The sequence below is a fragment of the Agrobacterium sp. CNPSo 3708 genome (assembly GCF_028674915.1).
In the GTDB taxonomy this organism is placed as follows: Bacteria; Pseudomonadota; Alphaproteobacteria; order Rhizobiales; family Rhizobiaceae; genus Agrobacterium; species Agrobacterium cavarae.
In genome coordinates this window covers 1-20,372 of record NZ_JAQZSF010000006.1, presented here as the reverse complement: position 1 = coordinate 20,372, position 20,372 = coordinate 1, and the positions used below count along the sequence as shown (strand labels likewise).

Annotated in this window: 22 protein-coding genes and 1 tRNA gene; 14 read left to right on the top strand and 9 right to left on the bottom strand. The window is 58.9% G+C overall.

All coding sequences use genetic code 11. The features are described from left to right. Nucleotides 1-204 precede the first annotated feature (204 nt). Nucleotides 205-1,707 carry a lysine--tRNA ligase gene (lysS, locus tag PVA19_RS13780; RefSeq protein ID WP_062424978.1) on the top strand — a complete coding sequence of 501 codons (1,503 nt, stop codon included), beginning with the start codon at nt 205-207 and terminating at the stop codon, nt 1,705-1,707. A 239-nt stretch (nt 1,708-1,946) separates the two neighbouring features. On the opposite strand, the gene PVA19_RS13775 is transcribed toward lysS, so the two are convergent. Continuing rightward, nucleotides 1,947-3,083 carry a hypothetical protein gene (locus PVA19_RS13775; protein ID WP_337993156.1) on the bottom strand — a complete coding sequence of 379 codons (1,137 nt, stop codon included), beginning with the start codon at nt 3,081-3,083 and terminating at the stop codon, nt 1,947-1,949. 538 nt (nt 3,084-3,621) lie between these two features. Between PVA19_RS13775 and PVA19_RS13770 the strand changes: the two genes are divergently transcribed. The 5 genes from PVA19_RS13770 (at nt 3,622) to PVA19_RS13750 (ending at nt 7,503) form a co-directional block, all read left to right on the top strand. After that, on the top strand, nt 3,622-4,512 hold the full coding sequence (locus PVA19_RS13770; RefSeq protein ID WP_274102969.1) for a metal ABC transporter substrate-binding protein: 891 nt from the start codon (nt 3,622-3,624) through the stop codon (nt 4,510-4,512). Between the two features lie 2 nt (nt 4,513-4,514). Then, entirely contained in the window at nt 4,515-5,426 is a 912-nt protein-coding gene (locus PVA19_RS13765; RefSeq protein WP_440598599.1) for a manganese/iron ABC transporter ATP-binding protein, read from the top strand. Beyond that, nucleotides 5,423-6,283 carry a metal ABC transporter permease gene (locus tag PVA19_RS13760; protein ID WP_274102967.1) on the top strand — a complete coding sequence of 287 codons (861 nt, stop codon included), beginning with the start codon at nt 5,423-5,425 and terminating at the stop codon, nt 6,281-6,283. Before PVA19_RS13765 ends, PVA19_RS13760 begins: the two co-directional genes overlap by 4 nt. Further along, nucleotides 6,280-7,128: a metal ABC transporter permease gene (locus PVA19_RS13755; RefSeq protein WP_274102965.1), complete on the top strand. Its 849-nt coding sequence runs from the start codon at nt 6,280-6,282 to the stop codon at nt 7,126-7,128. Before PVA19_RS13760 ends, PVA19_RS13755 begins: the two co-directional genes overlap by 4 nt. A 201-nt stretch (nt 7,129-7,329) precedes the next feature. Next, nucleotides 7,330-7,503: a DUF1328 domain-containing protein gene (locus PVA19_RS13750; RefSeq protein WP_082447294.1), complete on the top strand. Its 174-nt coding sequence runs from the start codon at nt 7,330-7,332 to the stop codon at nt 7,501-7,503. Nucleotides 7,504-7,691: 188 nt separating this feature from the next. On the opposite strand, the gene PVA19_RS13745 is transcribed toward PVA19_RS13750, so the two are convergent. Next, nucleotides 7,692-8,423 carry an SDR family oxidoreductase gene (locus tag PVA19_RS13745; RefSeq protein ID WP_062439287.1) on the bottom strand — a complete coding sequence of 244 codons (732 nt, stop codon included), beginning with the start codon at nt 8,421-8,423 and terminating at the stop codon, nt 7,692-7,694. 113 nt (nt 8,424-8,536) lie between these two features. Between PVA19_RS13745 and PVA19_RS13740 the strand changes: the two genes are divergently transcribed. Continuing rightward, nucleotides 8,537-9,301, top strand: coding sequence for an IclR family transcriptional regulator (locus tag PVA19_RS13740; RefSeq protein ID WP_062424983.1), 765 nt, complete (start codon nt 8,537-8,539; stop codon nt 9,299-9,301). 336 nt (nt 9,302-9,637) lie between these two features. On the opposite strand, the gene tal is transcribed toward PVA19_RS13740, so the two are convergent. Beyond that, complete coding sequence (tal, locus tag PVA19_RS13735; RefSeq protein ID WP_274102963.1) at nt 9,638-10,597, bottom strand: transaldolase; 960 nt, start codon at nt 10,595-10,597, stop codon at nt 9,638-9,640. A gap of 236 nt (nt 10,598-10,833) precedes the next feature. Here tal and PVA19_RS13730 point away from each other — a divergent pair, with 236 nt between their 5' ends. Continuing rightward, nucleotides 10,834-11,865 (top strand): hypothetical protein, encoded by a 1,032-nt coding sequence (locus PVA19_RS13730; protein WP_274102962.1) that lies wholly within the window; start codon nt 10,834-10,836, stop codon nt 11,863-11,865. Between the two features lie 51 nt (nt 11,866-11,916). Beyond that, nucleotides 11,917-12,912 carry a sugar-binding transcriptional regulator gene (locus PVA19_RS13725; protein ID WP_111850495.1) on the top strand — a complete coding sequence of 332 codons (996 nt, stop codon included), beginning with the start codon at nt 11,917-11,919 and terminating at the stop codon, nt 12,910-12,912. A 65-nt stretch (nt 12,913-12,977) separates the two neighbouring features. On the opposite strand, the gene PVA19_RS13720 is transcribed toward PVA19_RS13725, so the two are convergent. From PVA19_RS13720 to PVA19_RS13705, 4 genes are all read right to left on the bottom strand, one after another. Then, nucleotides 12,978-13,262: a type II toxin-antitoxin system RelE/ParE family toxin gene (locus PVA19_RS13720; protein ID WP_337993155.1), complete on the bottom strand. Its 285-nt coding sequence runs from the start codon at nt 13,260-13,262 to the stop codon at nt 12,978-12,980. 11 nt (nt 13,263-13,273) lie between these two features. Continuing rightward, the gene (locus tag PVA19_RS13715) at nt 13,274-13,510 is read right to left on the bottom strand and encodes a CopG family ribbon-helix-helix protein (RefSeq protein WP_062598970.1); all 237 of its coding nucleotides are present in this window, start codon (nt 13,508-13,510) and stop codon (nt 13,274-13,276) included. A gap of 70 nt (nt 13,511-13,580) precedes the next feature. Further along, nucleotides 13,581-14,453 (bottom strand): bifunctional helix-turn-helix domain-containing protein/methylated-DNA--[protein]-cysteine S-methyltransferase, encoded by an 873-nt coding sequence (locus PVA19_RS13710; protein WP_274102961.1) that lies wholly within the window; start codon nt 14,451-14,453, stop codon nt 13,581-13,583. A gap of 70 nt (nt 14,454-14,523) precedes the next feature. Further along, the gene (locus PVA19_RS13705) at nt 14,524-15,006 is read right to left on the bottom strand and encodes a DUF2244 domain-containing protein (protein ID WP_274102960.1); all 483 of its coding nucleotides are present in this window, start codon (nt 15,004-15,006) and stop codon (nt 14,524-14,526) included. 44 nt (nt 15,007-15,050) lie between these two features. On the opposite strand from PVA19_RS13705, the gene nth reads away from it, so the two are divergent. Next, nucleotides 15,051-15,821, top strand: coding sequence for an endonuclease III (nth, locus tag PVA19_RS13700; protein WP_274102959.1), 771 nt, complete (start codon nt 15,051-15,053; stop codon nt 15,819-15,821). Here the strand turns inward: nth and PVA19_RS13695 are convergent. Beyond that, nucleotides 15,795-16,550: a sulfate transporter family protein gene (locus PVA19_RS13695; protein ID WP_274102958.1), complete on the bottom strand. Its 756-nt coding sequence runs from the start codon at nt 16,548-16,550 to the stop codon at nt 15,795-15,797. The genes nth and PVA19_RS13695 overlap by 27 nt on opposite strands. Before the next feature lie 270 nt (nt 16,551-16,820). Here PVA19_RS13695 and PVA19_RS13690 point away from each other — a divergent pair, with 270 nt between their 5' ends. The 4 genes from PVA19_RS13690 to PVA19_RS13675 all read left to right on the top strand — a co-directional run bounded on the left by PVA19_RS13690 (nt 16,821) and on the right by PVA19_RS13675 (nt 19,973). Continuing rightward, nucleotides 16,821-17,645 carry a MurR/RpiR family transcriptional regulator gene (locus tag PVA19_RS13690; protein ID WP_246666378.1) on the top strand — a complete coding sequence of 275 codons (825 nt, stop codon included), beginning with the start codon at nt 16,821-16,823 and terminating at the stop codon, nt 17,643-17,645. 248 nt (nt 17,646-17,893) lie between these two features. Continuing rightward, nucleotides 17,894-18,451 (top strand): DUF6030 family protein, encoded by a 558-nt coding sequence (locus tag PVA19_RS13685; protein ID WP_274102957.1) that lies wholly within the window; start codon nt 17,894-17,896, stop codon nt 18,449-18,451. 324 nt (nt 18,452-18,775) lie between these two features. Then, nucleotides 18,776-19,309 carry a lipocalin family protein gene (locus tag PVA19_RS13680; protein WP_274102956.1) on the top strand — a complete coding sequence of 178 codons (534 nt, stop codon included), beginning with the start codon at nt 18,776-18,778 and terminating at the stop codon, nt 19,307-19,309. Nucleotides 19,310-19,616: 307 nt separating this feature from the next. Then, nucleotides 19,617-19,973 carry an immunity 8 family protein gene (locus PVA19_RS13675; protein ID WP_274102955.1) on the top strand — a complete coding sequence of 119 codons (357 nt, stop codon included), beginning with the start codon at nt 19,617-19,619 and terminating at the stop codon, nt 19,971-19,973. A gap of 302 nt (nt 19,974-20,275) precedes the next feature. On the opposite strand, the gene PVA19_RS13670 is transcribed toward PVA19_RS13675, so the two are convergent. Further along, nucleotides 20,276-20,352 (bottom strand) — tRNA-Met (locus tag PVA19_RS13670). Between the last annotated feature and the right edge of the window lie 20 nt (nt 20,353-20,372).

Genomic DNA, 20,372 nt, shown 5'->3' with positions numbered 1-20,372 from the left:
CTCCGTCACCCTCGGGCTTGACCCGAGGATCCACGCCAAAGCCTCGAAGGCCACGGGTGGACAAGCGCTACGCCATAGATCCTCGGGTCAAGCCCGAGGATGACGCCGAGAGGGGTTAAGCCTTTCAGCGCTACCGATACGGAAGAACGCGGCCTTAGCCGCCACAGACACAAGAACAACTCGCCCGAAAAAGGCTTCAAGACCATGACCGACACCAAGACGACCGAAACGACTGCCCTGTCCTCCGACGCCACCGAAGTGCGCCGCCAGAAGCTGGCGCTTTTGCGCGACAAGATCGGCGACGTCTATCCGGCGCATTTCCACCGCACGCTGACCAATGCCGAGCTTGCGGAAAAATATGCCGATATCGAGCCGGATGTCGAAACGGGCGATACGGTCACGGTTGCCGGTCGCGTCTACTCCTCGCGCAATTCCGGCATGTTCATGGATATCCATGATGCGTCCGGCAAGGTGCAGATCTTTTCCCACAAGGATACGACGCCGGAAGCGGCCCGCGAGATGCTGCCGATGATCGACATCGGCGACATCATCGGCGTTACCGGCAAGGTGCGCCGCACCAAGCGCGGCGAGCTGACGATCAATGCCGAAGAGATCACCATGCTCACCAAGTCGCTTCTGCCGATGCCGGAGAAGTGGAACGGTATTTCTGACGTCGAAATCCGCTATCGCAAGCGCCATCTCGACATCCTCTCCAATGAGGAATCCAAGCTGCGCTTCCAGCAGCGCTCCAAGATCATTTCCGGCATCCGCCGCTTCATGGAGGCCGAAGGCTTCCTCGAAGTCGAGACCCCGATGCTGCAGACGGTCTATGGCGGCGCCACCGCCGATCCGTTCAAGACCTTCCACAACACGCTGAAGATGGACATGTATCTGCGCATCGCGCCGGAACTGTTCTTGAAGCGCACGCTGGTGTCGGGCCTTTCTGACAAGGTCTTCGAGGTCAACCGCAACTTCCGCAATGAGGGCGTGTCGACACGGCACAATCCCGAATTCACCATGCTGGAATGCTACTGGGCCTATGCCGACTATGAGGACATTATGAGCCTCGTGGAGCGCATGTTCGAAACACTGGCCATTGCCATCCACGGCACCACCGAGCTTGATTTCCAGGGCCAGAAAATTTCCTTCAAGGGTCCGTTCAAGCGCGTGCCGATGCCCGATGCCGTCAAGGAAGCAACCGGCATCGACTTCCTGGCGATCAAGACCGACGAGGAAGCCCGCGCTGCCGCCAAGGCCGCCGGCTTCGAAGTCGAGAAGGACTGGACCTGGGGCGAATGCCTCGCCTTCATCTTCGAGGAAAAGGTCGAAGGCACGCTGATCCAGCCAAGCCACGTGACCCATTTCCCCAAGGACATCTCGCCCTTCGCCAAGGAAGTGCCGGGCGAGCCGCGTCTGGTTGAGCGCTTCGAGAGCTACTGCAACGCCTGGGAAGTGGGCAATGCCTTCTCCGAGTTGAACGACCCCGAAGAACAGCGCCGCCGCATGGTGGAACAGCTGGAACAGGCCCATGCCCGTGGCGAAAAGGACAAGCAGCTGGACGACGAATTCCTCGACGCCATCGACCAGGGCATGCCCCCCGCTGGCGGCCTCGGCATCGGCGTCGACCGCCTGGTCATGCTGCTCACCAACGCCCCATCCATCCGCGACGTCATCCTCTTCCCAGCCCGCCGCCAGAAGGCCGACTGAGGTTTAAGAACTGCAAAGGACCGTCGCGACGAGCGGCGGTCCGAGATAAGCGGCTATTGGTTCGGCCTTATCATCCTACCTCACCTGTCCTTGATCCGAGGATCAGCACAGGGACGTGGAAGGGTTCATGCCTTCGGTGGCAACTTTCGATGCCCCTGCTCGCGACGGTGCAGAACTGGCGACATACTCACATGCACGAGGCGGTAACTAAGCCGCTCATCTCGCACAAAGCAACCCAATCAGTGCTCGGGCTTCGGAGCCTCTGCGGCGTGGTCGCTGCCAGCAGCAGCATCATGTCCCGGCGCCTCGGCCGCAGGCGCATCGTGTCCACCAGCCGCCGCGCCGGATACTGCACTGCCCTGTGCGGCAGGCTCTTCCGCCACGGCGGGGGCGCTGTGACCCGCCGCTTCATTCCCACCGTCTGAAGCCGGGGCGCTGCCATGGTCGCCAGCCGCTGCCGGCTCACCATGGCCTTCTGCCGCTGGCTGCTCGGCCGCAACCGCCGTCGTCTCGCCCTTGCCGAACAGCAGCGACTTGATGTAGCCGAAGCTGAACATGCTTTCGCTCTTGTCCGGCGTCGAAGTCAAAAGCGGTTCGGCAGAACCGTGACCACCGCCATCGGCATTGGCAGGCGCATCGTGGCCGCCTTCGGCGGGCTTGTCGCCACCGCCATGTCCATCGCCTTCAGCGCCGTGGCCATCCGATCCCTTGCTTTCGCCGTGCCCGCCCGAAGCCTCGGCACCGTGACCGGCAGGCGCGCCATGGCCACCCGCCGGAGCGCCATGTCCGTCGCCGGCAGTGGCCGCGACCGGATCGACGCAATCGGCAAATTCGGTGAGCGAAGCGGTCATCGCCTTGGCGTCTTCGACAGGAAGATCGATGCGCAATCCGTAAAACTGGCCGTCATCGGCAGCAGCACCATCATAGTAATAGGCGGAATAACTCTGAGAAGCAGCGCCTTCCGGCAGCTTGCTCGGATCGGCGATGTAGATTGCCTGCGCCGCGATCGATCGGCCGCGCATGTCGGCGCGCATCTGCGGTCCCTTGGCATCCAGCACCGAGACCTGGACGAGATCGGGATGGTCCTTGTCGTAGATGGCCTTGGCCACGCGCAGCGCCGTCTTCATGCGCTCGGGGCCATCGCCACCTTCCGTGCGGACGAATTTGCGGATCCAGACCGAGCCGTTCTTCTTGATCTTGACTGTCTGCGCCGTCTTGCATTCCAGGCCGTTCTGCACGACCTCCGAATTACCGAAGAGCTGATCCCTGCCGACGACAATGGCAGCAACGCCGGAGGCACCACCCAGAAGGAGGATGCCACCGCCAATCAATACCACTTTGCGGGAAAACCGTATTCTTTTGAACACTGCTTTCACGTCAAACGTCCCGACATAGACAACCTCGTCTAACGCCTTCGTCTCCCGTCGCGCCTCGTTGCGCAACCGGAGTGGAAAAGGCCGGATGGTGATAGACCACATCCGTGCAGCCATTGATCTTGATGGCTTCTCATTGAAGAAGACTTAATTAGGCAGGAAAAACGTTTGTTTCCGGACGTTTTTTGGGCTGGATCGCCGAGGCTCATCACCCCGCTCTTGCCCAGGCTACCGGGCGAAACACGCTGTAAGATTACCGACGCTTTTTCCAAGCAAGACATGCAACGGGCGATCCCTCACTGATGGGCGGACGGTGTCTCTCTATCGCACAAAGAAAGACTTCGCCGGAAGGGCTTGCCGCTGACAGCAGGCCTCCGCGCGCGCAATCAGGCACGCAGCACACCGTTGCACAGGAGAATTTGGAACAATATCCAGTTGCAGCCGTTCTTAATGCGAATGATTTGCAATAGCATTGACAATCTTTCCGATGTCTCCCACATTGCTATTGCGAATTAATCGCAAAAGAGGTTTTATCGTTCTCATGAAGTTGACCCGCTCGACGTTTATCGCTCTCTGCGCCGCAGCCTTCCTGCCCTTCTCCGCTTTTGCTGCGGAAAAGCCCAAGGTGATCACCACCTTCACAATCATTGCCGATATGGCCCGCAACGTTGCGGGCGACGCCGCTGATGTCGAGAGCATCACCAAGCCCGGGGCCGAGATCCATAACTACCAGCCGACCCCGCGCGATATTCTCAAAGCCCGCGATGCCAACCTCGTCTTGTGGAACGGGCTGAACCTCGAACTCTGGTTTCAGAAGTTTCTCGCCAATCTCTCCGGCGTTCCGAATGTCGTTGTCAGTGATGGCGTGACGCCGATTTCGATCAGCGGCGGCGCCTATAGCGGCAAGCCCAACCCGCATGCCTGGATGTCGCCGGACAATGCGCTGATCTACGTCGAGAACATCCGCAAGGCGCTCACGCAAATCGATCCCGACCACGCGGATGTCTATGCCGCCAATGCCAAGGCCTATTCGGACAAGATCCGACAGGAAATCCAGCCGATGCGCGATGCCATCGCAGCACTGCCGGAAAACAAGCGCTGGCTGGTGACGAGCGAAGGGGCCTTCTCCTATCTGGCGCGCGATTTCGGCCTGAAGGAACTGTTCCTCTGGCCGGTCAATGCCGATAGCCAGGGCACACCGCAGCAGGTGCGCGGCGTCATCGACGCGATGCGCGCCAACAATGTCCACGTCATCTTCAGCGAAAGCACCGTGTCGCCCGATCCAGCAAAGCAGGTGGCGAAGGAAACGGGCGCTGCCTATGGCGGCATTCTCTATGTGGATTCTTTGAGTGAGGCGAACGGCCCCGTGCCGACCTATCTCGATCTTCTGCGCACCACAACAGCCACGATCGTGAAGGGTCTCAGCCAATGATGATGGGGAAAACGAGAAGCGCTGCGAAGCCGAAGCCTGGTCAGGATGGATTGACCGTCGATGATGTGACGGTCACCTATCGCAACGGCCACACGGCATTGCGCCGCGCAAGCTTCTCGATCCCCAAAGGCACTATCACTGCCCTTGTCGGCGTCAATGGTGCGGGCAAATCCACCATCTTCAAGGCCATCATGGGCTTCGTGCCGCTGTCGGCCGGCACCGTCTCGATCTTCGGCGAGCCGGCTTCCACCGCGCTGAAAAAGAACCTCGTCGCCTATGTGCCGCAGGCCGAAGAGGTGGATTGGAGCTTTCCCGTTCTCGTCGAGGATGTGGTGATGATGGGCCGTTACGGCCACATGAACTTCTTTCGCATTCCCACCAAACGCGACCACCTGATGGTGGAAGAGGCGCTCGCACGCGTCAACATGCTGGATTACCGCAAGCGCCAGATCGGCGAGCTTTCCGGCGGGCAGAAGAAACGCGTCTTTCTCGCCCGCGCGCTGGCGCAGGAGGGCAAGGTCATTCTGCTCGACGAGCCCTTTACCGGCGTCGACGTGACGACCGAAGAGCAGATCATTGCGCTTTTAAAGTCCCTGCGCGACGAAGGCCGCATCATGCTGGTCTCCACCCACAATCTCGGCAGCGTGCCGGATTTCTGCGACCGCGCCGTCTTCGTCAAGGGCACGGTGCTTGCCTCGGGCAAGACGAAAGACACCTTCACCGAAGCCAATCTTCAGGCGGCCTTTGGCGGAAGCCTTCGCCACTTCATCCTGGGCGGCGCCGACCTGCATGACGATGCCGACCCGCGGCATCTGAAAGTGATCACCGATGACGAGCGCCCCTTCGTCATCTACGGCCAGAATGGCCATGAGACGCGGGGCGATGCGGCGAAGGTGGGGGACACGGAGCGATGATCTCCACCCTGCTTGAGCCCTTCACCTACTCCTACATGCTGAATGCCATCTGGGTCAGCGCACTGGTCGGCGGCGTCTGCGGCTTTCTCTCCGCCTATCTGATGCTGAAGGGCTGGTCGCTGATCGGCGATGCCCTCTCCCACGCCATCGTGCCGGGCGTCGCGGGCGCCTATATGCTGGGTCTTCCTTTCGCACTCGGCGCGTTTTTCTCCGGCGGGCTTGCGGCGGCATCGATGCTGTTTCTCAACCAGAAGACAAGGCTGAAGGAAGACGCCATTATCGGCCTGATCTTCACCTCCTTCTTTGGTCTCGGCCTTTTCATGGTGTCGCTCTCGCCCACCTCCATCAACATTCAGACCATCGTTCTCGGCAACATCCTCGCCATCACCCCCGAAGACACCATCCAGCTGGCGCTGATCGGCGGCATCAGCTTGCTGGTCCTCTCGCTGAAATGGCGGGACTTCATGGTCGTCTTCTTCGATGAGAACCACGCCCGCACCATCGGTCTGAAGCCGGACGTGCTGAAGGTCATCTTCTTCACCCTGCTCGCCGCCTCCACTGTCGCAGCTCTGCAGACCGTCGGCGCCTTTCTGGTCGTCGCCATGGTGGTGACGCCCGGCGCCACCGCCTATCTGCTGACGGACCGTTTCGAGCGGCTGATCGGCACGAGCTTCGGCATCGGCGCCGCAACGAGCTTCCTCGGTGCTTACCTGAGCTATTTCCTCGATGGCGCGACCGGCGGTATCATCGTCGTGCTACAAACGCTGATCTTCCTGACCGCTTTCCTGTTTGCGCCCAAACACGGCTATCTCGCCTCGCGCGCCAAGGCCCGCGCCGCCCTTGAGGAGCCCGCATGAGCGAATATCTCGAACTGGCGCTCCTGCCCTTCCAGCTTCCCTTCATGCAATATGCCTTCATCATCACGCTGATGATCGCCGTGCCGATGGCCATGCTTTCCTGTCTGCTGGTGTTGAAAGGCTGGTCGCTGATGGGCGATGCGGTCTCGCATGCGGTGCTGCCCGGCGTCGTCATCGCCTATATCGTCAACATCCCCTTCTCCATCGGCGCCTTCATCGCTGGCATGATCTGCGCGCTCGGCACCGGTTTTCTGAAGGAAAACAGCCGCATCAAGGAAGACACGGTGCTTGGCATCGTCTTTTCCGGCATGTTCGGCCTGGGGCTGGTGCTTTACGTAAAGGTGCAGAGCGACGTGCATCTCGATCATATCCTCTTCGGCGATATGCTCGGCGTTTCGATGGCCGATGTCATCCAGACCGGCCTGATTGCGCTTGCCGCCACGCTCTTCCTCGCCATCCTGCGCAAGGATCTGCTGGTGCACGCCTTCGATCCGCAACACGCCAAGGCCATCGGCCTGCCGGTCCGCATCCTGCATTACGGCCTGCTTGCCGTCCTGTCGCTCACCGTCGTCGGCGCGCTACAGGCAATCGGCATCATCCTGTCGGTCGCCATGCTGGTGGCACCTGGCGCTATCGCCTTCCTTGTTACGCGGCGCTTCTCCGCCATGCTGATTGCCGCCGTCTGCGTGGCGCTCTTCTCTACCACCCTTGGCATCTGGCTGAGCTTCCTGATCGACAGCGCACCGGCGCCCACCATCGTGCTCATCATGAGCGGGATCTTCATCCTGGCCTTCCTCCGCACGACGATGAAAGCCAGGAAAACCTCCGCCACCGCGACCGCGTGACCCATCGCAAGGGCCGGGTCTCGAAAAAGATTTTCGGTACCCTGGAACCTCTTCCCTCACTTTTGCGTCATTACTGCATGCCCGCGCGCGTGAAGATTATTGTGCGCCAAGGGCTTGGCTGAACAAACACTGAGAGACAAACGAGTGGGTCCAGGACCTTAAGCGTTTGCCCGTTTCAAATCTGACGCAAGAGGACCGACCATGCTGAAGTGGGCTCTAATATTTTTCGTGATCTCGATCATCGCCGGCGTTTTCGGCTTTACAGGCATTTCGGCGGCGGCCTCCGGCATTGCCCGGATCCTGTTCTTCATCGCCGTGGTCGTCTTCCTCATCTTCCTGGTGCTGGCAGTGATGGCGGGTCAGGCGATCCTCTAAGGATTACAGAAGCTTGGAATGCAGAAACGGTCGGGCCTCCCCGGCCGTTTTTGTTTGGTCATATCGATGACCTGCTTGGCAACGACGACGGACCACGTCGACGACAGAAGCTTAAGTCCCTCCGCCGTCACCCGCGGGATGACGGGACGTGACTGCGCTGCCGCAGCGCGGGCTGAAAAGCGGCCCTGTCAGGCCGTCCAGCCACCGTCGATCACATGGATCTGACCCGTGGTGAACCCGGCCTCGTCCGACGCCAGATAGGTCACCAGCGCTGCAATCTCTTCCGGCTTGGCGATGCGCCCCATGGGCTGGCGCGCGATGAAGTCGCTGAGCGCCTTTTCGTAATCGCCGGTCGCGCGCAGGCGCTCATGCAGCGATGGGCTATCAACGGTGCCGGGGCAGATGGCATTGCAGCGAACACCCTTGGTAACGAAATCCGATGCGATGGACTTCGTCAGGCCAATGACAGCCGCCTTCGAGGCCGTATAGGCAAACCGGTTCGGTACGCCTTTGACGCTGGAGGCCACTGACGACATGTTGACGATGGCGCCCTTGCCCTTTTCCAACATGCCGGGCAAAAAGGCGCGGCAGGTGCGGTACATGGCCTTGGCGTTGAGATCGAAGGAGAAATCCCAGTCCTTTTCCTCGCAGTCGAGGATGGTGCCGGCATGCACGAAGCCTGCGCAGTTGAAGAGCACATCCGCAGAGCCGATCTCGGCGGCAAAGGCCTGAACGGCAGCGCCATCGAGAACGTTGAGAACGCGGGTCTCGGCATTTTCAAGGGTTGCGAGAGCAGCTTCATTGATGTCTGTGGCGATAACGCGCGCACCAAGCGCGATGAAGCGTTCCGCCGTTGCCCGGCCAATCCCCTGCGCCGCTGCGGTAATGACAACGGTCTGTCCTGAAAAATCCTGGCCCATGATGGCTCTCCTCCGGCGCCTTCGGGCGCAATGTCTCAAATATGCATCGACAATTCATATGTAAACGGTGTATTCACAGACCGTCAAGCCAGCTTGCAATCAATAGAGGCCCGATGACGGAAGACGATAGCGACAGATACCGCGCACCGGCGCTGGACAAGGGGCTGGATATTCTCGAGCTTCTGGCGCGCACCGATGGCGGGCTGACCCAGGTGGAGATCGCCAAGGCGCTCGGCAAGAGCCCCAACGAGTTCTATCGCATGCTGGATCGGCTGGTCCGCCGCGGCTATGTGCAGCGGCAGGATGGCGACCGCTTTACCCTCACTTTGAAAATGTTCGGGCTCGCCCACTTCCACCAGCCCGTGAGACGCCTCGTCTCCTTCGCCGCCCCGATGATGCGGGATTTCTCGGCGAAAGCGCAGCAGGCCTGTCATCTGGCGGTCTATGATCGTGGCTCGGTCGTCGTCATCGCGCAGCAGGACTCTTCCACCTATTGGGCGCTCTCCATTCGCGTCGGCGCGCAGATGAGCCTGTTCAATACCGGCTCCGGCCACGTTCTTCTGGCCTTTCAGAACGAGACACAGCGAGAGTTGATGATTGCCGAACAACTGCGCGGTGAGGAAAAAGAACTGCCTGCAAACCTGCGCGAACGGCTGCAACAGGTGAAGGCCCAGGGCTATGAGAGCATGAACAGCCTGCAGACCGCAGGCGTGCGCAACATTTCCGCCCCGATCCTGACCCTCGACGGCACGGCGCTTGCCGTCGTCACCTGTCCCTTCATCGGCTCGCTCAACGAAGCGGCGCCAAAAGAAGATGACTGTCTGGAGCTGATCCGCGAGACGGCTAAGGCGATCTCAGAAGTCGTGGCCGGTCAGTAAGGCGCCTGAACTATCCGTTACGTGAAGGCTGGACTCACATCGTCTTGACGCACGGCAACCACTCGCACGCGACAGTACATCTTTGCCTATAGAGCACCTGATCGGCACGCGAGATGAGATCGAGAACATGCTCGCCCCGCCACTCGACGGCTCCAATGCTGACCGTCACAACCCGTTGCGGCAAGTGCAGTGCTGGCTCGCCCAGCTGTCACAGCAGCCCACGCCAAACACGCAAAGAAAAAGCGCGACTGCCAGGGGGAACAGCCGCGCTTCAAGACTGGAGATCTTATGATAATAAAACGACCGGACGCGAAATCGGTTCCCGGTCGTTTTTCGTCAGGCGGCAGCAAGTTCCTTTCTGACGATCTCGCGCAGCGACACCAGATCCTTGGCAAACAGGCGGATGCCTTCGGACAGCTTTTCCGTCGCCATGGCGTCTTCGTTGAGCTGCCAGCGGAAGGACTTTTCGTCCAGCGACTGAAGCGGCTCTGCCTTGGCGTGATCAGGAGACAGCTTGCGCTCCAGCGTGCCGGTGTCCTTGTCCAGCTCTTCCAGAAGTGCGGGGCTGATCGTCAGGCGGTCGCAACCGGCCAGCGCTTCGATTTCGCCGACATTACGGAAGGACGCGCCCATGACGACGGTCGAGATGCCGTTGGCCTTGTAGTAATTGTAGATCTGGCGCACCGAAAGCACACCCGGATCGGTCTCGGCGGTGTAGGTCTCACCGGTCGACTTCTTGTACCAGTCGAGAATACGACCGACGAAGGGCGAGATGAGGAAAGCCTTCGCTTCGGCGCAGGCAATCGCCTGGGCCTGCGAGAAGAGAAGCGTCAGATTGCAGTCGATGCCTTCCGCCTGCAGCACTTCCGCCGCCTTGATGCCTTCCCAGGTGGAGGCCAGCTTGATGAGGATGCGCTCGCGCTCAATGCCGCGCTCCTTGTAGGCGGCAATGATGCTGTGCGCCTTGTCGATCGAAGCCTTCGTATCGAAGGAGAGGTCGGCGTCCACTTCGGTCGAGATGCGACCGGGCACGAGATCGACAAGGGCTGCACCGACGGAGATCGCCAGACGGTCGGCAACCGCGGCAATCACGCCTTCGGAAGCACCGCCCTGCTTGCGACCCCAGGCCACCGCTTCCTTCACCGTATCGGCAAAGGCAGGCGTGCCGAGCGCCTTCAGGACGATGGAAGGGTTGGTGGTGCAATCCACCGGCTTCAGACGGGCCACCGCCTCGATGTCACCGGTATCGGCAACCACGGTGGTGATGGCGCGAAGTTGATCAAGCTTGGAAGTCATGCCGTGTAATCCTTGTGAATGTCTCGGAAACCATCGCTATCGAATTTCGTTCCGCACGGGTGAGCGTACAGACGGCGACAAGGGAACTGTGTTCGCGGGGAGTATCGCGCAGCTTACGGGAGGAAGTCAAGACATTTGCCCATCGCAATTGACATAAGTTTCATGTCTGCAATACTGCCGGATCAAGCCAATGCGCTGCCTAACGTCGGGGTGATGGAACGAATTTGGATGCAAACATGATAGCCAAACGACTTTACATGATCTTTGCAGCCATGGCCTCAGCCGCTTTTGTCTTCCAGACAGCGCAGGCGGAGACGCAAAAGGCCGTCAGCCCGTCCGAGTTTCAGCGCGCAGTGGAGGCATGTTTCACCCCGCCGCCGGGGGCAACCGGTGCGGTGGTTATTGCCGCGACATTTGAAGCTGACGGCTCGCTCGATAAAACGCCCGTCATCATTGAAAAGGGCAGTGGGGCGATCGATCAGGCCTTCGCCAATGCGGCGATGAGAGCAGTCCTGCGCTGCCAACCGCAACTGGCCGCCATGGGTATCCAAGGTGAAGTCAGGTTCAATTTTGCGCCAGTGCCATCGCAAGCGGTGGATGGCGTTTCACCGAACGCACCGTCAGAAAAGCGATTGCAGGAGATGCAGGACGCCGCACAACGCCTGCAGGCTTTCGCCGACCGCAATCGCCACTCCCGGGAGGCCATGAAGCCCACAAATCCAGCAGTTTCGAAAATCCTCGATACACTTTGCAATCCAGGTGAAGCGGAAAAGCTGGATGAACTCTCCCCCCATGAGTACAAGACGGTGGTGGGCTACACACGCGCGCTCATCGTCGTCATGAATATCTACGAAGATCCTGCCACGGCGAGATCGCAGAAGACAATCACCGACAATATGAGGGAGCTTGGCGCCTGTCTGGACGCCACACTCTGGTCCAGTCGTGCAGCGGTCACAATCACCAAGAAAATGTTTTCAGAAATGCCCGAGCTCTCGAGCAATCGAAAGGCGGCGGCAGGTCGTGATCAGGTCTATTCGAACATTGGCCTGGTCATTGTGGGCAGCCTGGAGGCGCTGGCCTTGGACGGCATGGAAGCAAGTTGGTGCGACGCCCGTTTGGCGCCGCTGACCGGGCTTTTCGAAACGGCATATCCCGTCATGCCGGACAAGCAGAAGGTAACTCTCCGCTTGGCAATGCGTCAGGCGGAAAAATGCAGCGATCAAACGCGCCTTTCCCTAAAGTCTCTCCTTCAACCCCGGCACCCTTGAGCGACAGGCTCCTCTTTCAAGCATACTCAGACCAGGATACGGCAAAAGACAGTGGCAAAACTGCGTAGAGAAACCCATACGGCCTTTTCCGAAGCGCCCTCTCTGAGGCTTCGCGCCGCGTGGCTCTATTACAATCAGGGCATGACGCAGAAGGATGTCGCCGAAAAACTCGGCATCAGCCGCTCCACCGTCATCCGCCTGCTCGATGAGGCGATGAAGCGCTCCGACGTGCAGATCTGGATCAATGAGGGCATCGAGGATTTCGTCGCGCTTTCGATCGATCTGGAAAAGGCCTATGGCCTGGACGAGGCGGTGATCATTCCCACGGGTTCGGATAAGGTAGGAGATATCGCCAAGGGCGTGGGTCTTGCGCTTGGCCAGTTCCTCTCCGAAGTCGTGCCGGACAACGCCACCATCGGTGTCGGCTGGGGCCGCACCATGACCGCTTCGCTCTCCAGCTTCCGCCCGCCGCGGCGCGAAAACTGCAAGGTCGTCTCGCTGCTCGGCGGCATTGTTGCCGTCCACCAGACCAACCCGCTCGATTACACTTGGCGGCTGGCAAGCGCGCTCGGAGCGGAATGCTACATGTTTCTCGCCCCGCTCCTGGTTGATTCCATCGAAACCAAGCGGGCGCTGATCGAAAAATGCGGGCTGAGCACGCTTTATGCGCTTGCCGAAAATCTCGATCTCGCCATCGTCAGCTGCGGCGATATCGGTCCGCACTCCACATCGCTGTCGGAAGGTTTCATTTCCAAACAGACGCTCGATGAGCTGGTCGCGGCGGGCTGCGTCTGCGACACCATGTTCAACTTCATCGATGCCGAAGGCCGCTCCGTCGATCACCCGATCAACAATCACGCCATGTCGATCGATCTCGATACGCTGAAAAAGGCCAAACACATCGTTCTCGCCTCCGGCGGCGCCCACCGCGCCACCGCCATCCGCGCCACCATCAAACGCATCGGCTGCAACACGCTGATCACCGACGAGGCGGCAGCGCGGGCACTGATGGAGTTGAGTTCGGGAGACGCTACAGCATCGGCATGAAAATCGGACTCGATTTTCGGAAAGCACGATGTGTAGATCAAAGGACGCTCCAAAGTGACAGCTTTCTAGCTGATGTCCCGCGGCCATTCCTTTGCGCCATGCTGTACGAAAAGGACCTCGACCCTCTCGTCGCGAACACGATAGGCAACGATGTAACCTGATGTAGGAAGAACCAGCTCTCGCGTATCGTCGATCTCTCCGGGTCGACCGATAAACGGATTGCTTGAGAGCAATGTTTTGGTTTTGCTGTGAATGTCTCGAACAATGCGGGCAGCGGCGCCAGGATTTCGCTCGGCGAGATAATCAGCAATCTCCGAGAGTTCACGAAGATAACGTTTCGTCCAAACCACCTCTATCACGTTCAGGCCTGATCGTATCGGCTCAGAACGGCGGCAATCTCTTCATCAGACGCGAACTCATCACGGTCCGCCTCGGCAAGCCCAGCTTTGACACCCGCAACCCACTGCTCCTGCCATGCAAGAGACCGTCCAAAAGACAGCGCTTCCTCTACGATCTGGCTGCGTGTTAGATTCGTTTGTGCAGAGACCTTTTCGATACGCTTGTCGATATCGTCCGGAAGCTGAATAGTGCTTTTCATCTCTGTCTCGATCGATGTTCTCGTCACCCTGCGTTATCGCACATCCACGACAGCATGGCAAAAGCCGCGATCAAACCCGCCCCGTTTCCCAGCCCAGCATCGCTCGCTTGCGGGTAATGCCCCAGTGATAGCCGGTCAGCGCGCCGCTCTTGCCAAGCGCACGGTGGCAGGGAACGACGAAAGAGATGGGGTTGGCGCCGATCGCCGCCCCCACGGCGCGAGACGCCGTCGGCTGGCCGATATCCTGCGCCACATGCGAATAGGTAACGGCCTTGCCCATCGGGATCTTCAACAGGCTTTGCCAGACGCGCACCTGGAAATCCGTGCCCAGCAGCACGACGCGCAGCGGCTGGTCGCTGTTCCAGCGGCTAGGGTCAAAAATCCGCTCGGCATAGGGTGCTGTCGCGGCGCTGTCTTCCACATAGATGGCGTTCGGCCAGCGCCGCGCCATATCCTCGAAACATTCCGTCTCCTCACCCGCATCGGCAAAGGCGCAGCCGGCCAGCCCACGATCGGTGATCATCACCAGCGCCAGACCGAATGGCGACGGGTGAAAGCCGTAGCGGATCTGCAGTCCGCTGCCCTTCACCTTCCACTCGCCGGGCGACATGGCCTCATGGGTGACGAAGAGATCGTGAAGGCGGCTCGGGCCCGACATGCCGACTTCGATCGCCGTTTCCAGAAGCGGTAGATTTTCCTCGCGCAGAAGGCGTTTGGCGTGATCCAGCGTTACGGCCTGCAAAAAGGCTTTAGGCGACAATCCAGCCCAGCGCGTAAAGGTCTTCTGCAACTGGGTGGGGGACTGGTTCAGCCTGGCGGCAATCTCCTCCAGCGACGGCTGGTCGCGGTAATCCACCGTCAGTATCTCGATCACCTGGCGCACCGTCTCGTAGTCGGCGCCGACGGGCGTGATATCTTCCTTCAGCATGATATTGGCATTCATGGCATGTCTCCTTGGCGATCAGAAGACCACGACCTGACGTCTGCCTCCACCCGTTTCTTGCCAAGACCTATCAGATTTTGAGCTTCACCGTCGCCAGCGCATTGCGAAATGCCGTGGCAAAGCTTTCTCGATCATCCGGGTTGAGGAAGGAGCCGATATCCGTCACTCGGCCTTCGCCTGACACATGCATGGAAAGAATGCCGAATTCCTCGTGACGGCGCACCCGAAACCTCGCCCAGAACGGGTTGAACCGATGTTCAACCACCTCGCCCTTCTGCGAAAATTTACGGATGGAGAGGTTGGTGCGAGACACCACCACCTGCTCCTTGACCTTGGCGGCACGATAGTTTGCACGAAAGGCAATGTAGAGAAGCAGGAAATCGAGCCCCAGAAAGAAGCCGATCGGCCACGCGCCGGTGACGAGGAAGAAGCCGCCATAGAGGACTGCGACGAGCGCGCAGATCAAGAGCAGGACACGAAACCCCTTGCGCCCCAGCGAGCGATAGGGAATGAGTTCGGCAGAAAAAACCGGCTGATCGTTGAGCATTTCCATCTGCCTTCCTCGATACGGCTGATCAACGCGCATGTAGATCCGTTATGACAATCGACAAGAAACGATCCAGCACCCAAACAGCAAAAAAGTCAATTTCGACGGCGAAGCCCAGGCAAAAGCGCGTGAAGACCGCCTACTCGCAAGACGAGCTGAACGAGATCTTCCGCCGTTTTTCCATCCAGCGGCCGGAGCCGAAGGGCGAGCTGGAACATTCCAATCCTTTCACGCTCGTCGTGGCCGTCGCACTGTCCGCCCAGGCCACCGATGTCGGCGTCAACCGGGCAACGAGAGCGCTGTTTGAAATTGCCGATACGCCACAAAAGATGCTGGCGCTCGGAGAAGAGCGGCTGATCGATTACATCAAGACCATTGGGCTTTATCGCAACAAGGCCAAGAACGTCATCGCGCTGTCGCAGATGCTGATCGACAATTTTGGTGGCGAGGTGCCAAAAACCCGCCAAGAGCTGATGATGCTGCCCGGTGTGGGCCGCAAGACCGCCAACGTGGTCATGTCCATGGCGTTCGGCATCCCGACGCTGGCCGTCGACACCCATGTCTTTCGCATCGCCAACCGCATCCTGTTGGCACCGGGCAAGACCCCGGACCAGGTGGAAGACCGGCTGGTCAGGATCATTCCCGAACCCTATCTCTTCCACGCTCACCACTGGCTGATCCTGCATGGGCGCTATTGCTGCAAGGCCCGCAAGCCGGAATGCGAACGCTGTATCATTGCCGACATCTGCAAGTCGCCGGAAAAGACCTGGGACATTCCTGCCCCGTTGGTCGAGCTACCGCCCCAGCTGGTTGGTGCCTGAGCGGGGAGCGGTCGATTGCAGCACGAAGGATGGGTCTTTCCGGCTGATCGACTTGTGCAGATGCACCATGAAGGATGCGGCAAAGAGCGGCGTCAGCAGGTTGAGGAAGGGCACCGCCAGAAACGCTGCGATCACCAGGCCCGCCATGAACACGGTCGATGCGTGTTTCGAGCGAAAGGCCCGCGCCTCCTCTGGCGTGCGGAAGCGCATGGCCGCAAATTCGAAGAACTCCCGCCCCAAAAGATAACCATTGACCATGAAGAAGGCGATGAGGTTTACGCCCGGCACCAGAAGCAGGAGAAGTGCGATGGCATTGCCAAGAATGACCACGCCGAAAAACTTGATCGAAGACAACACCGCTTCACCAAGCGGCATGGCGCGGCCGGCAGGCTCCCCGGCATAATCCTGTTTCTCGATCACCTCCGCCACATCGTCGAGAAACAGGCCGGCAATCACCGCCGTGACCGGTGATATCAAGAGTGCCAGCGCCAGCGCTAACCCGATGCCGGCAAGAATGGCCAGAACAACGCTCATCCAACCGGCCCAATCCGGCATGCCGGGCACAAGCGAATCGAGCCATGGCAAAGCAAGCCAGATGAACAGGCTGCGGATCGCGAACCACAGACCGATCAAAACAAGAATGGTAAGACCGAGAACCTTCCAGAAGACGGAACGCGTCTGCGAAGCAAACAGGTTCTCAAAGGCGCGTTTTGCTGCATCAAGAATCAAACCACCATTCCTCTTCTGAACGTTACCTGCGGTGCACAGATAAGGCGGCTGTATTTCTTCCACAAGAACGCCGTCGATCGGGCCTTTCGCAAATGGTGGTGAGCTATCATCTTTTGCTTGAATAGCAGCCATGCCTAAACTATGAAAAACAACGGGGAAGAAATAGTATTCTGCCCTCGAAGCGGGTACAGTGTGTCGCGAAGCACGTGCGACCACCAGCCACCTGCCAAGCTCTGTATCGTCGTCCGATAGAAACGTAACGAGGCGTTATTGGAAAAGCTACTGATCGATCTGTCCCGGTTGATGAAGTCCGGCACGCCGGCGGAGCGGCGCATCGCGAAATATCTCATGGAGCATATGAACGAGCTTCCCTTCGAGACGGCTGCGACGCTGGCAGAAAAGCTGGGTTTGAGCCCGATGACGGTTGGCCGGTTTCTTCGATCTCTCGGCTACCGGCAGCTGAGCGACATTCGCGAACATCTGCGGGAGCGCGTCACCGCATCACCGGCCGTTCAAGCCGAGAGCCAGGAGCCACGGCAGACCCCGCTTTCGGGTCTGATGATGCAACAGATCCAGGCCGTACAGGCCGTTTACGATCTCGCCGGTCAGTCCGTGTGGAAGACCGCACTCGATGCCATTCAGGACAGCCGGAACGTCTTTATCGCCTCATCGGCGGAAAGCTTCGGCCTGTGCCGCTACTTCTATATGAAGCTGCTCGAATGTCGCGAGCGGGTCCACTATCTGCAAAGCGACGGCTCGACCTATATCGAACTGATGGATGAAGAGCCGGACAGCACGCTCCTGATCCTGATCGACTGCGGCGGCAATCTCCCCGCCCTTCAGCGCCTTGCCAAGATGGCAAAACGCGGCGGATACAAAACGGTCCTCATCACCACCCGCTTCTATGAGTGGGGTCCAGAAAGCGCCGACATCTGCCTGACAATCCCGCTGAACCAGAACGGCAGTGACAGCATGCTCCAGCTCGTCGCCATGACCGAGTTCATGCTCCAGTCCCTCTCATACAATGACGGCTCGAACCGCAGACAACGCGTCAAACGCATCGGCGATTTGCAGCGAGCCCTCCATCACGGGTGATGGCGCTGGCGTGAAAAGGCCTATTGTCGTTGGTTGAACCTGCCAATCAGCCCCTGATCGGGATGGATCAGGCGAGAGTGGAGCCTGTTCGTCAAACTCCTGTTGGTTTTTTGACAAAGGCATGCGACGAAACTTGGAGCGAAAGCGCAGGAAGCGTAGCTGAAAGAGTGCGACCAGCTTGAACGGTCGCAGTCTCGGTCCGCTCAGCCACCTTCCGCCGCACACCCCTTCAATCGGAGCCTTTGAGAATGCTCGTCGTCGCCCTCTTATCCTTTGTCGGCATAACGATGGACGATACCCGAACCGCGCGCGTGACGGAGCCCGCTCCACTCCAGCAGATCGTGGCAAAGGCGGGCCGAATTCCGGTCCGAAATTTTGACGCCACTCGCTGCAAGGCGCTTGCGGATCTATCGCAAAAAGCAGCCCCCACCTTCACCCAGATGCCCAACGGGGATTGGGAATGTAACTCCTTGCTGGAATTTCCAGAGACGGGACGCACCCCTTCGCTCTTCATCCAGATCCGCGGCAACAAGGATGGTCGGTGGACCTATTTTCGACTGAAGCTCAACTTCGGTTCTCCCCTCTCCCGCCAAATCCTGAGCGAGAGGGCCTTGTCCGTCATCCATATGCTGACCGGCGACCGGACCCCGATGAAGGACCTCACCGCAAAACTCGCGGCCGGACAGGAATTCGAGTCCGCCCTTGCCGGTGCCAAGGTGAGATACAAGCAGGAAGGCATGGACAAATCCCGCTTCAACCTCTTCGGCACCAATTCGCCGGGCTTCTCTAAGGGTATTGCTGAATAACGTGCTGCAGGAGGGCATATGACAATATCGGCAAATCAGCCGATAGGATGGATAAGGTCCTGGAGGTAAGAACGACCGCTCGGGGGCCAAACCGTACAAGTTCGCCCAGGCAGGGGTATGTCTCAGCAACGTGGCTCATTCAAATCCAAGAGTCGCCCTTCGGCCGCTGATCGGGAACGCCCCTCGATCTCGGATGTCTCATCTCAGTCGCGCATCCTTTGGGAATTGGATACATAAGGTTACCAGCAGGCTGACGTTCAGCAAATGACCTGAACAGTCTCCCCCGCCACGGGAACTATTGGTGCGCAACCACATTAACCGCCGATGAAACTCAGATCATTCCTCCCCCTCATCGCCAGTGGCTTCCTTGCTGCCTGCAGCACAGTCGGCCCGGTCGGCAACACATCAGTTCCTCAACCGACGAAAACCGTTCAACTAAACCGATATCTCGGCAACTGGTTCGAACTCGCCCGCTATGAGAACTCTTTCGAAACCGATTGCGAGGGCGTAACCGCTCAGTATTCCCTGCGGGACGATGGAATGATCAAGGTCATCAACACCTGCCGCAAAGACAGCCCTGATGGCGCCAAGAAGGCGGTAGAAGGCCGTGCCAAGATCGTCCCCAACAGCGGCAACGCCAAACTGAAAGTCTCTTTCTTCGGTCCGTTCTATGGCGACTACTGGGTCCTCGATCACGCCGCCGACTACTCCTGGTCGATTGTGGGTGAACCTTCAGGCCGATACTTATGGATTTTGACCCGCACGGCAAAGCCTTCGGAACAGACTCGGAAGATGTTGGCGAACAGAGCACGATCGTTAGGCTATGATGTTGGGCGACTGCGCTGGACGCGTCATTAACGTCGGTAGAACTTAGCAATCAAGCTATACGCGCGCCATGCCGACGACGTGCTGGTGACTGAGAGTGACTCCCCCGCTTCCGCAGCGATAGGCGTCCAAGCCATGCTGCATATTCGGGCGCAAGCGCCAAGCATCCAATGAGGGCGAACCCCAATCCTCATTCATCGCTTTCAGCAACGCGATCTTAAGCGATGTCATGGACCGGCAGCACATTCGCAACTAATCTAAAGGACTCAGGCAAATTTTGCCCTTGGGTTCGGTTGAATAAGCGGACATACAATCGGCACTAGAACTTCACGGATTAACGATGCGCGCTCAACTAAAAAGCTTGATGACCTCAGATATCGATCCGCAAACCTATTGGCCGGACGAAGAAGACGACTTCGGCTACTACGTCCAGGCGACTATAGGACCTGAAGGTGAGGATGCTGGCGACGTGTTTGGGTTTCAGGTTTGTACGCCAAAATGGATTTCTAGAGAACTATTAACGGACGGATCGATTTTTGCTCGTCACATGCTGATCGTCGCCGAATACGATTATCAGGCGGTTTCCAAGCTTATTTCAGCTTTATGTGAAAGAACTATGGGGACGGACTGGCAGGATATTGCTCTCAAGCTCGGGCGATACGGTTACTGGGAGTTTGAAGACTACCGGGCGAATTGAAGGTTACCTGTGTCACCGACCTGGCTACCAGAACGCGATGCGATCTACGTGTTTGGCGCAGTTACGGACCCGGCCGTTCATGAGCCCAGACGCACCAGAATGCGGGCCGTGAGAACTATAATAATTGCACAAGCTTTAAAGCGCTCACGAGGCATAACTCAACAAGCATCGCATTGATGGGTCCGATCGACACGATGCGATCGATCTCACTCTGCAAACTCTGTGAAGCAAGCATTTCTGCTCTAGAAACGACAAAACCCCGCGGCTTTGAGCCGCGGGGTTTTTGATGATCGTCGTATGTTTGGTTGCGGGGGCAGGATTTGAACCTGCGGCCTTCAGGTTATGAGCCTGACGAGCTACCGGGCTGCTCCACCCCGCGTTAATTATGAGCGACCGCAG

Bases quoted from the DNA above. Each gene is read 5' to 3' on its own strand.
- lysS (WP_062424978.1), top strand. From the start codon at position 205: ATGACCGACACCAAGACGACCGAAACGACTGCCCTGTCCTCCGACGCC.
- PVA19_RS13770 (WP_274102969.1), top strand. From the start codon at position 3,622: ATGAAGTTGACCCGCTCGACGTTTATCGCTCTCTGCGCCGCAGCCTTC.
- PVA19_RS13765 (WP_440598599.1), top strand. From the start codon at position 4,515: ATGGGGAAAACGAGAAGCGCTGCGAAGCCGAAGCCTGGTCAGGATGGA.
- PVA19_RS13760 (WP_274102967.1), top strand. From the start codon at position 5,423: ATGATCTCCACCCTGCTTGAGCCCTTCACCTACTCCTACATGCTGAAT.
- PVA19_RS13755 (WP_274102965.1), top strand. From the start codon at position 6,280: ATGAGCGAATATCTCGAACTGGCGCTCCTGCCCTTCCAGCTTCCCTTC.
- PVA19_RS13750 (WP_082447294.1), top strand. From the start codon at position 7,330: ATGCTGAAGTGGGCTCTAATATTTTTCGTGATCTCGATCATCGCCGGC.
- PVA19_RS13745 (WP_062439287.1), bottom strand. From the start codon at position 8,423: ATGGGCCAGGATTTTTCAGGACAGACCGTTGTCATTACCGCAGCGGCG.
- PVA19_RS13740 (WP_062424983.1), top strand. From the start codon at position 8,537: ATGACGGAAGACGATAGCGACAGATACCGCGCACCGGCGCTGGACAAG.
- tal (WP_274102963.1), bottom strand. From the start codon at position 10,597: ATGACTTCCAAGCTTGATCAACTTCGCGCCATCACCACCGTGGTTGCC.
- PVA19_RS13730 (WP_274102962.1), top strand. From the start codon at position 10,834: ATGATAGCCAAACGACTTTACATGATCTTTGCAGCCATGGCCTCAGCC.
- PVA19_RS13715 (WP_062598970.1), bottom strand. From the start codon at position 13,510: ATGAAAAGCACTATTCAGCTTCCGGACGATATCGACAAGCGTATCGAA.
- PVA19_RS13710 (WP_274102961.1), bottom strand. From the start codon at position 14,453: ATGAATGCCAATATCATGCTGAAGGAAGATATCACGCCCGTCGGCGCC.
- PVA19_RS13705 (WP_274102960.1), bottom strand. From the start codon at position 15,006: ATGGAAATGCTCAACGATCAGCCGGTTTTTTCTGCCGAACTCATTCCC.
- nth (WP_274102959.1), top strand. From the start codon at position 15,051: ATGACAATCGACAAGAAACGATCCAGCACCCAAACAGCAAAAAAGTCA.
- PVA19_RS13685 (WP_274102957.1), top strand. From the start codon at position 17,894: ATGCTCGTCGTCGCCCTCTTATCCTTTGTCGGCATAACGATGGACGAT.
- PVA19_RS13680 (WP_274102956.1), top strand. From the start codon at position 18,776: ATGAAACTCAGATCATTCCTCCCCCTCATCGCCAGTGGCTTCCTTGCT.
- PVA19_RS13675 (WP_274102955.1), top strand. From the start codon at position 19,617: ATGCGCGCTCAACTAAAAAGCTTGATGACCTCAGATATCGATCCGCAA.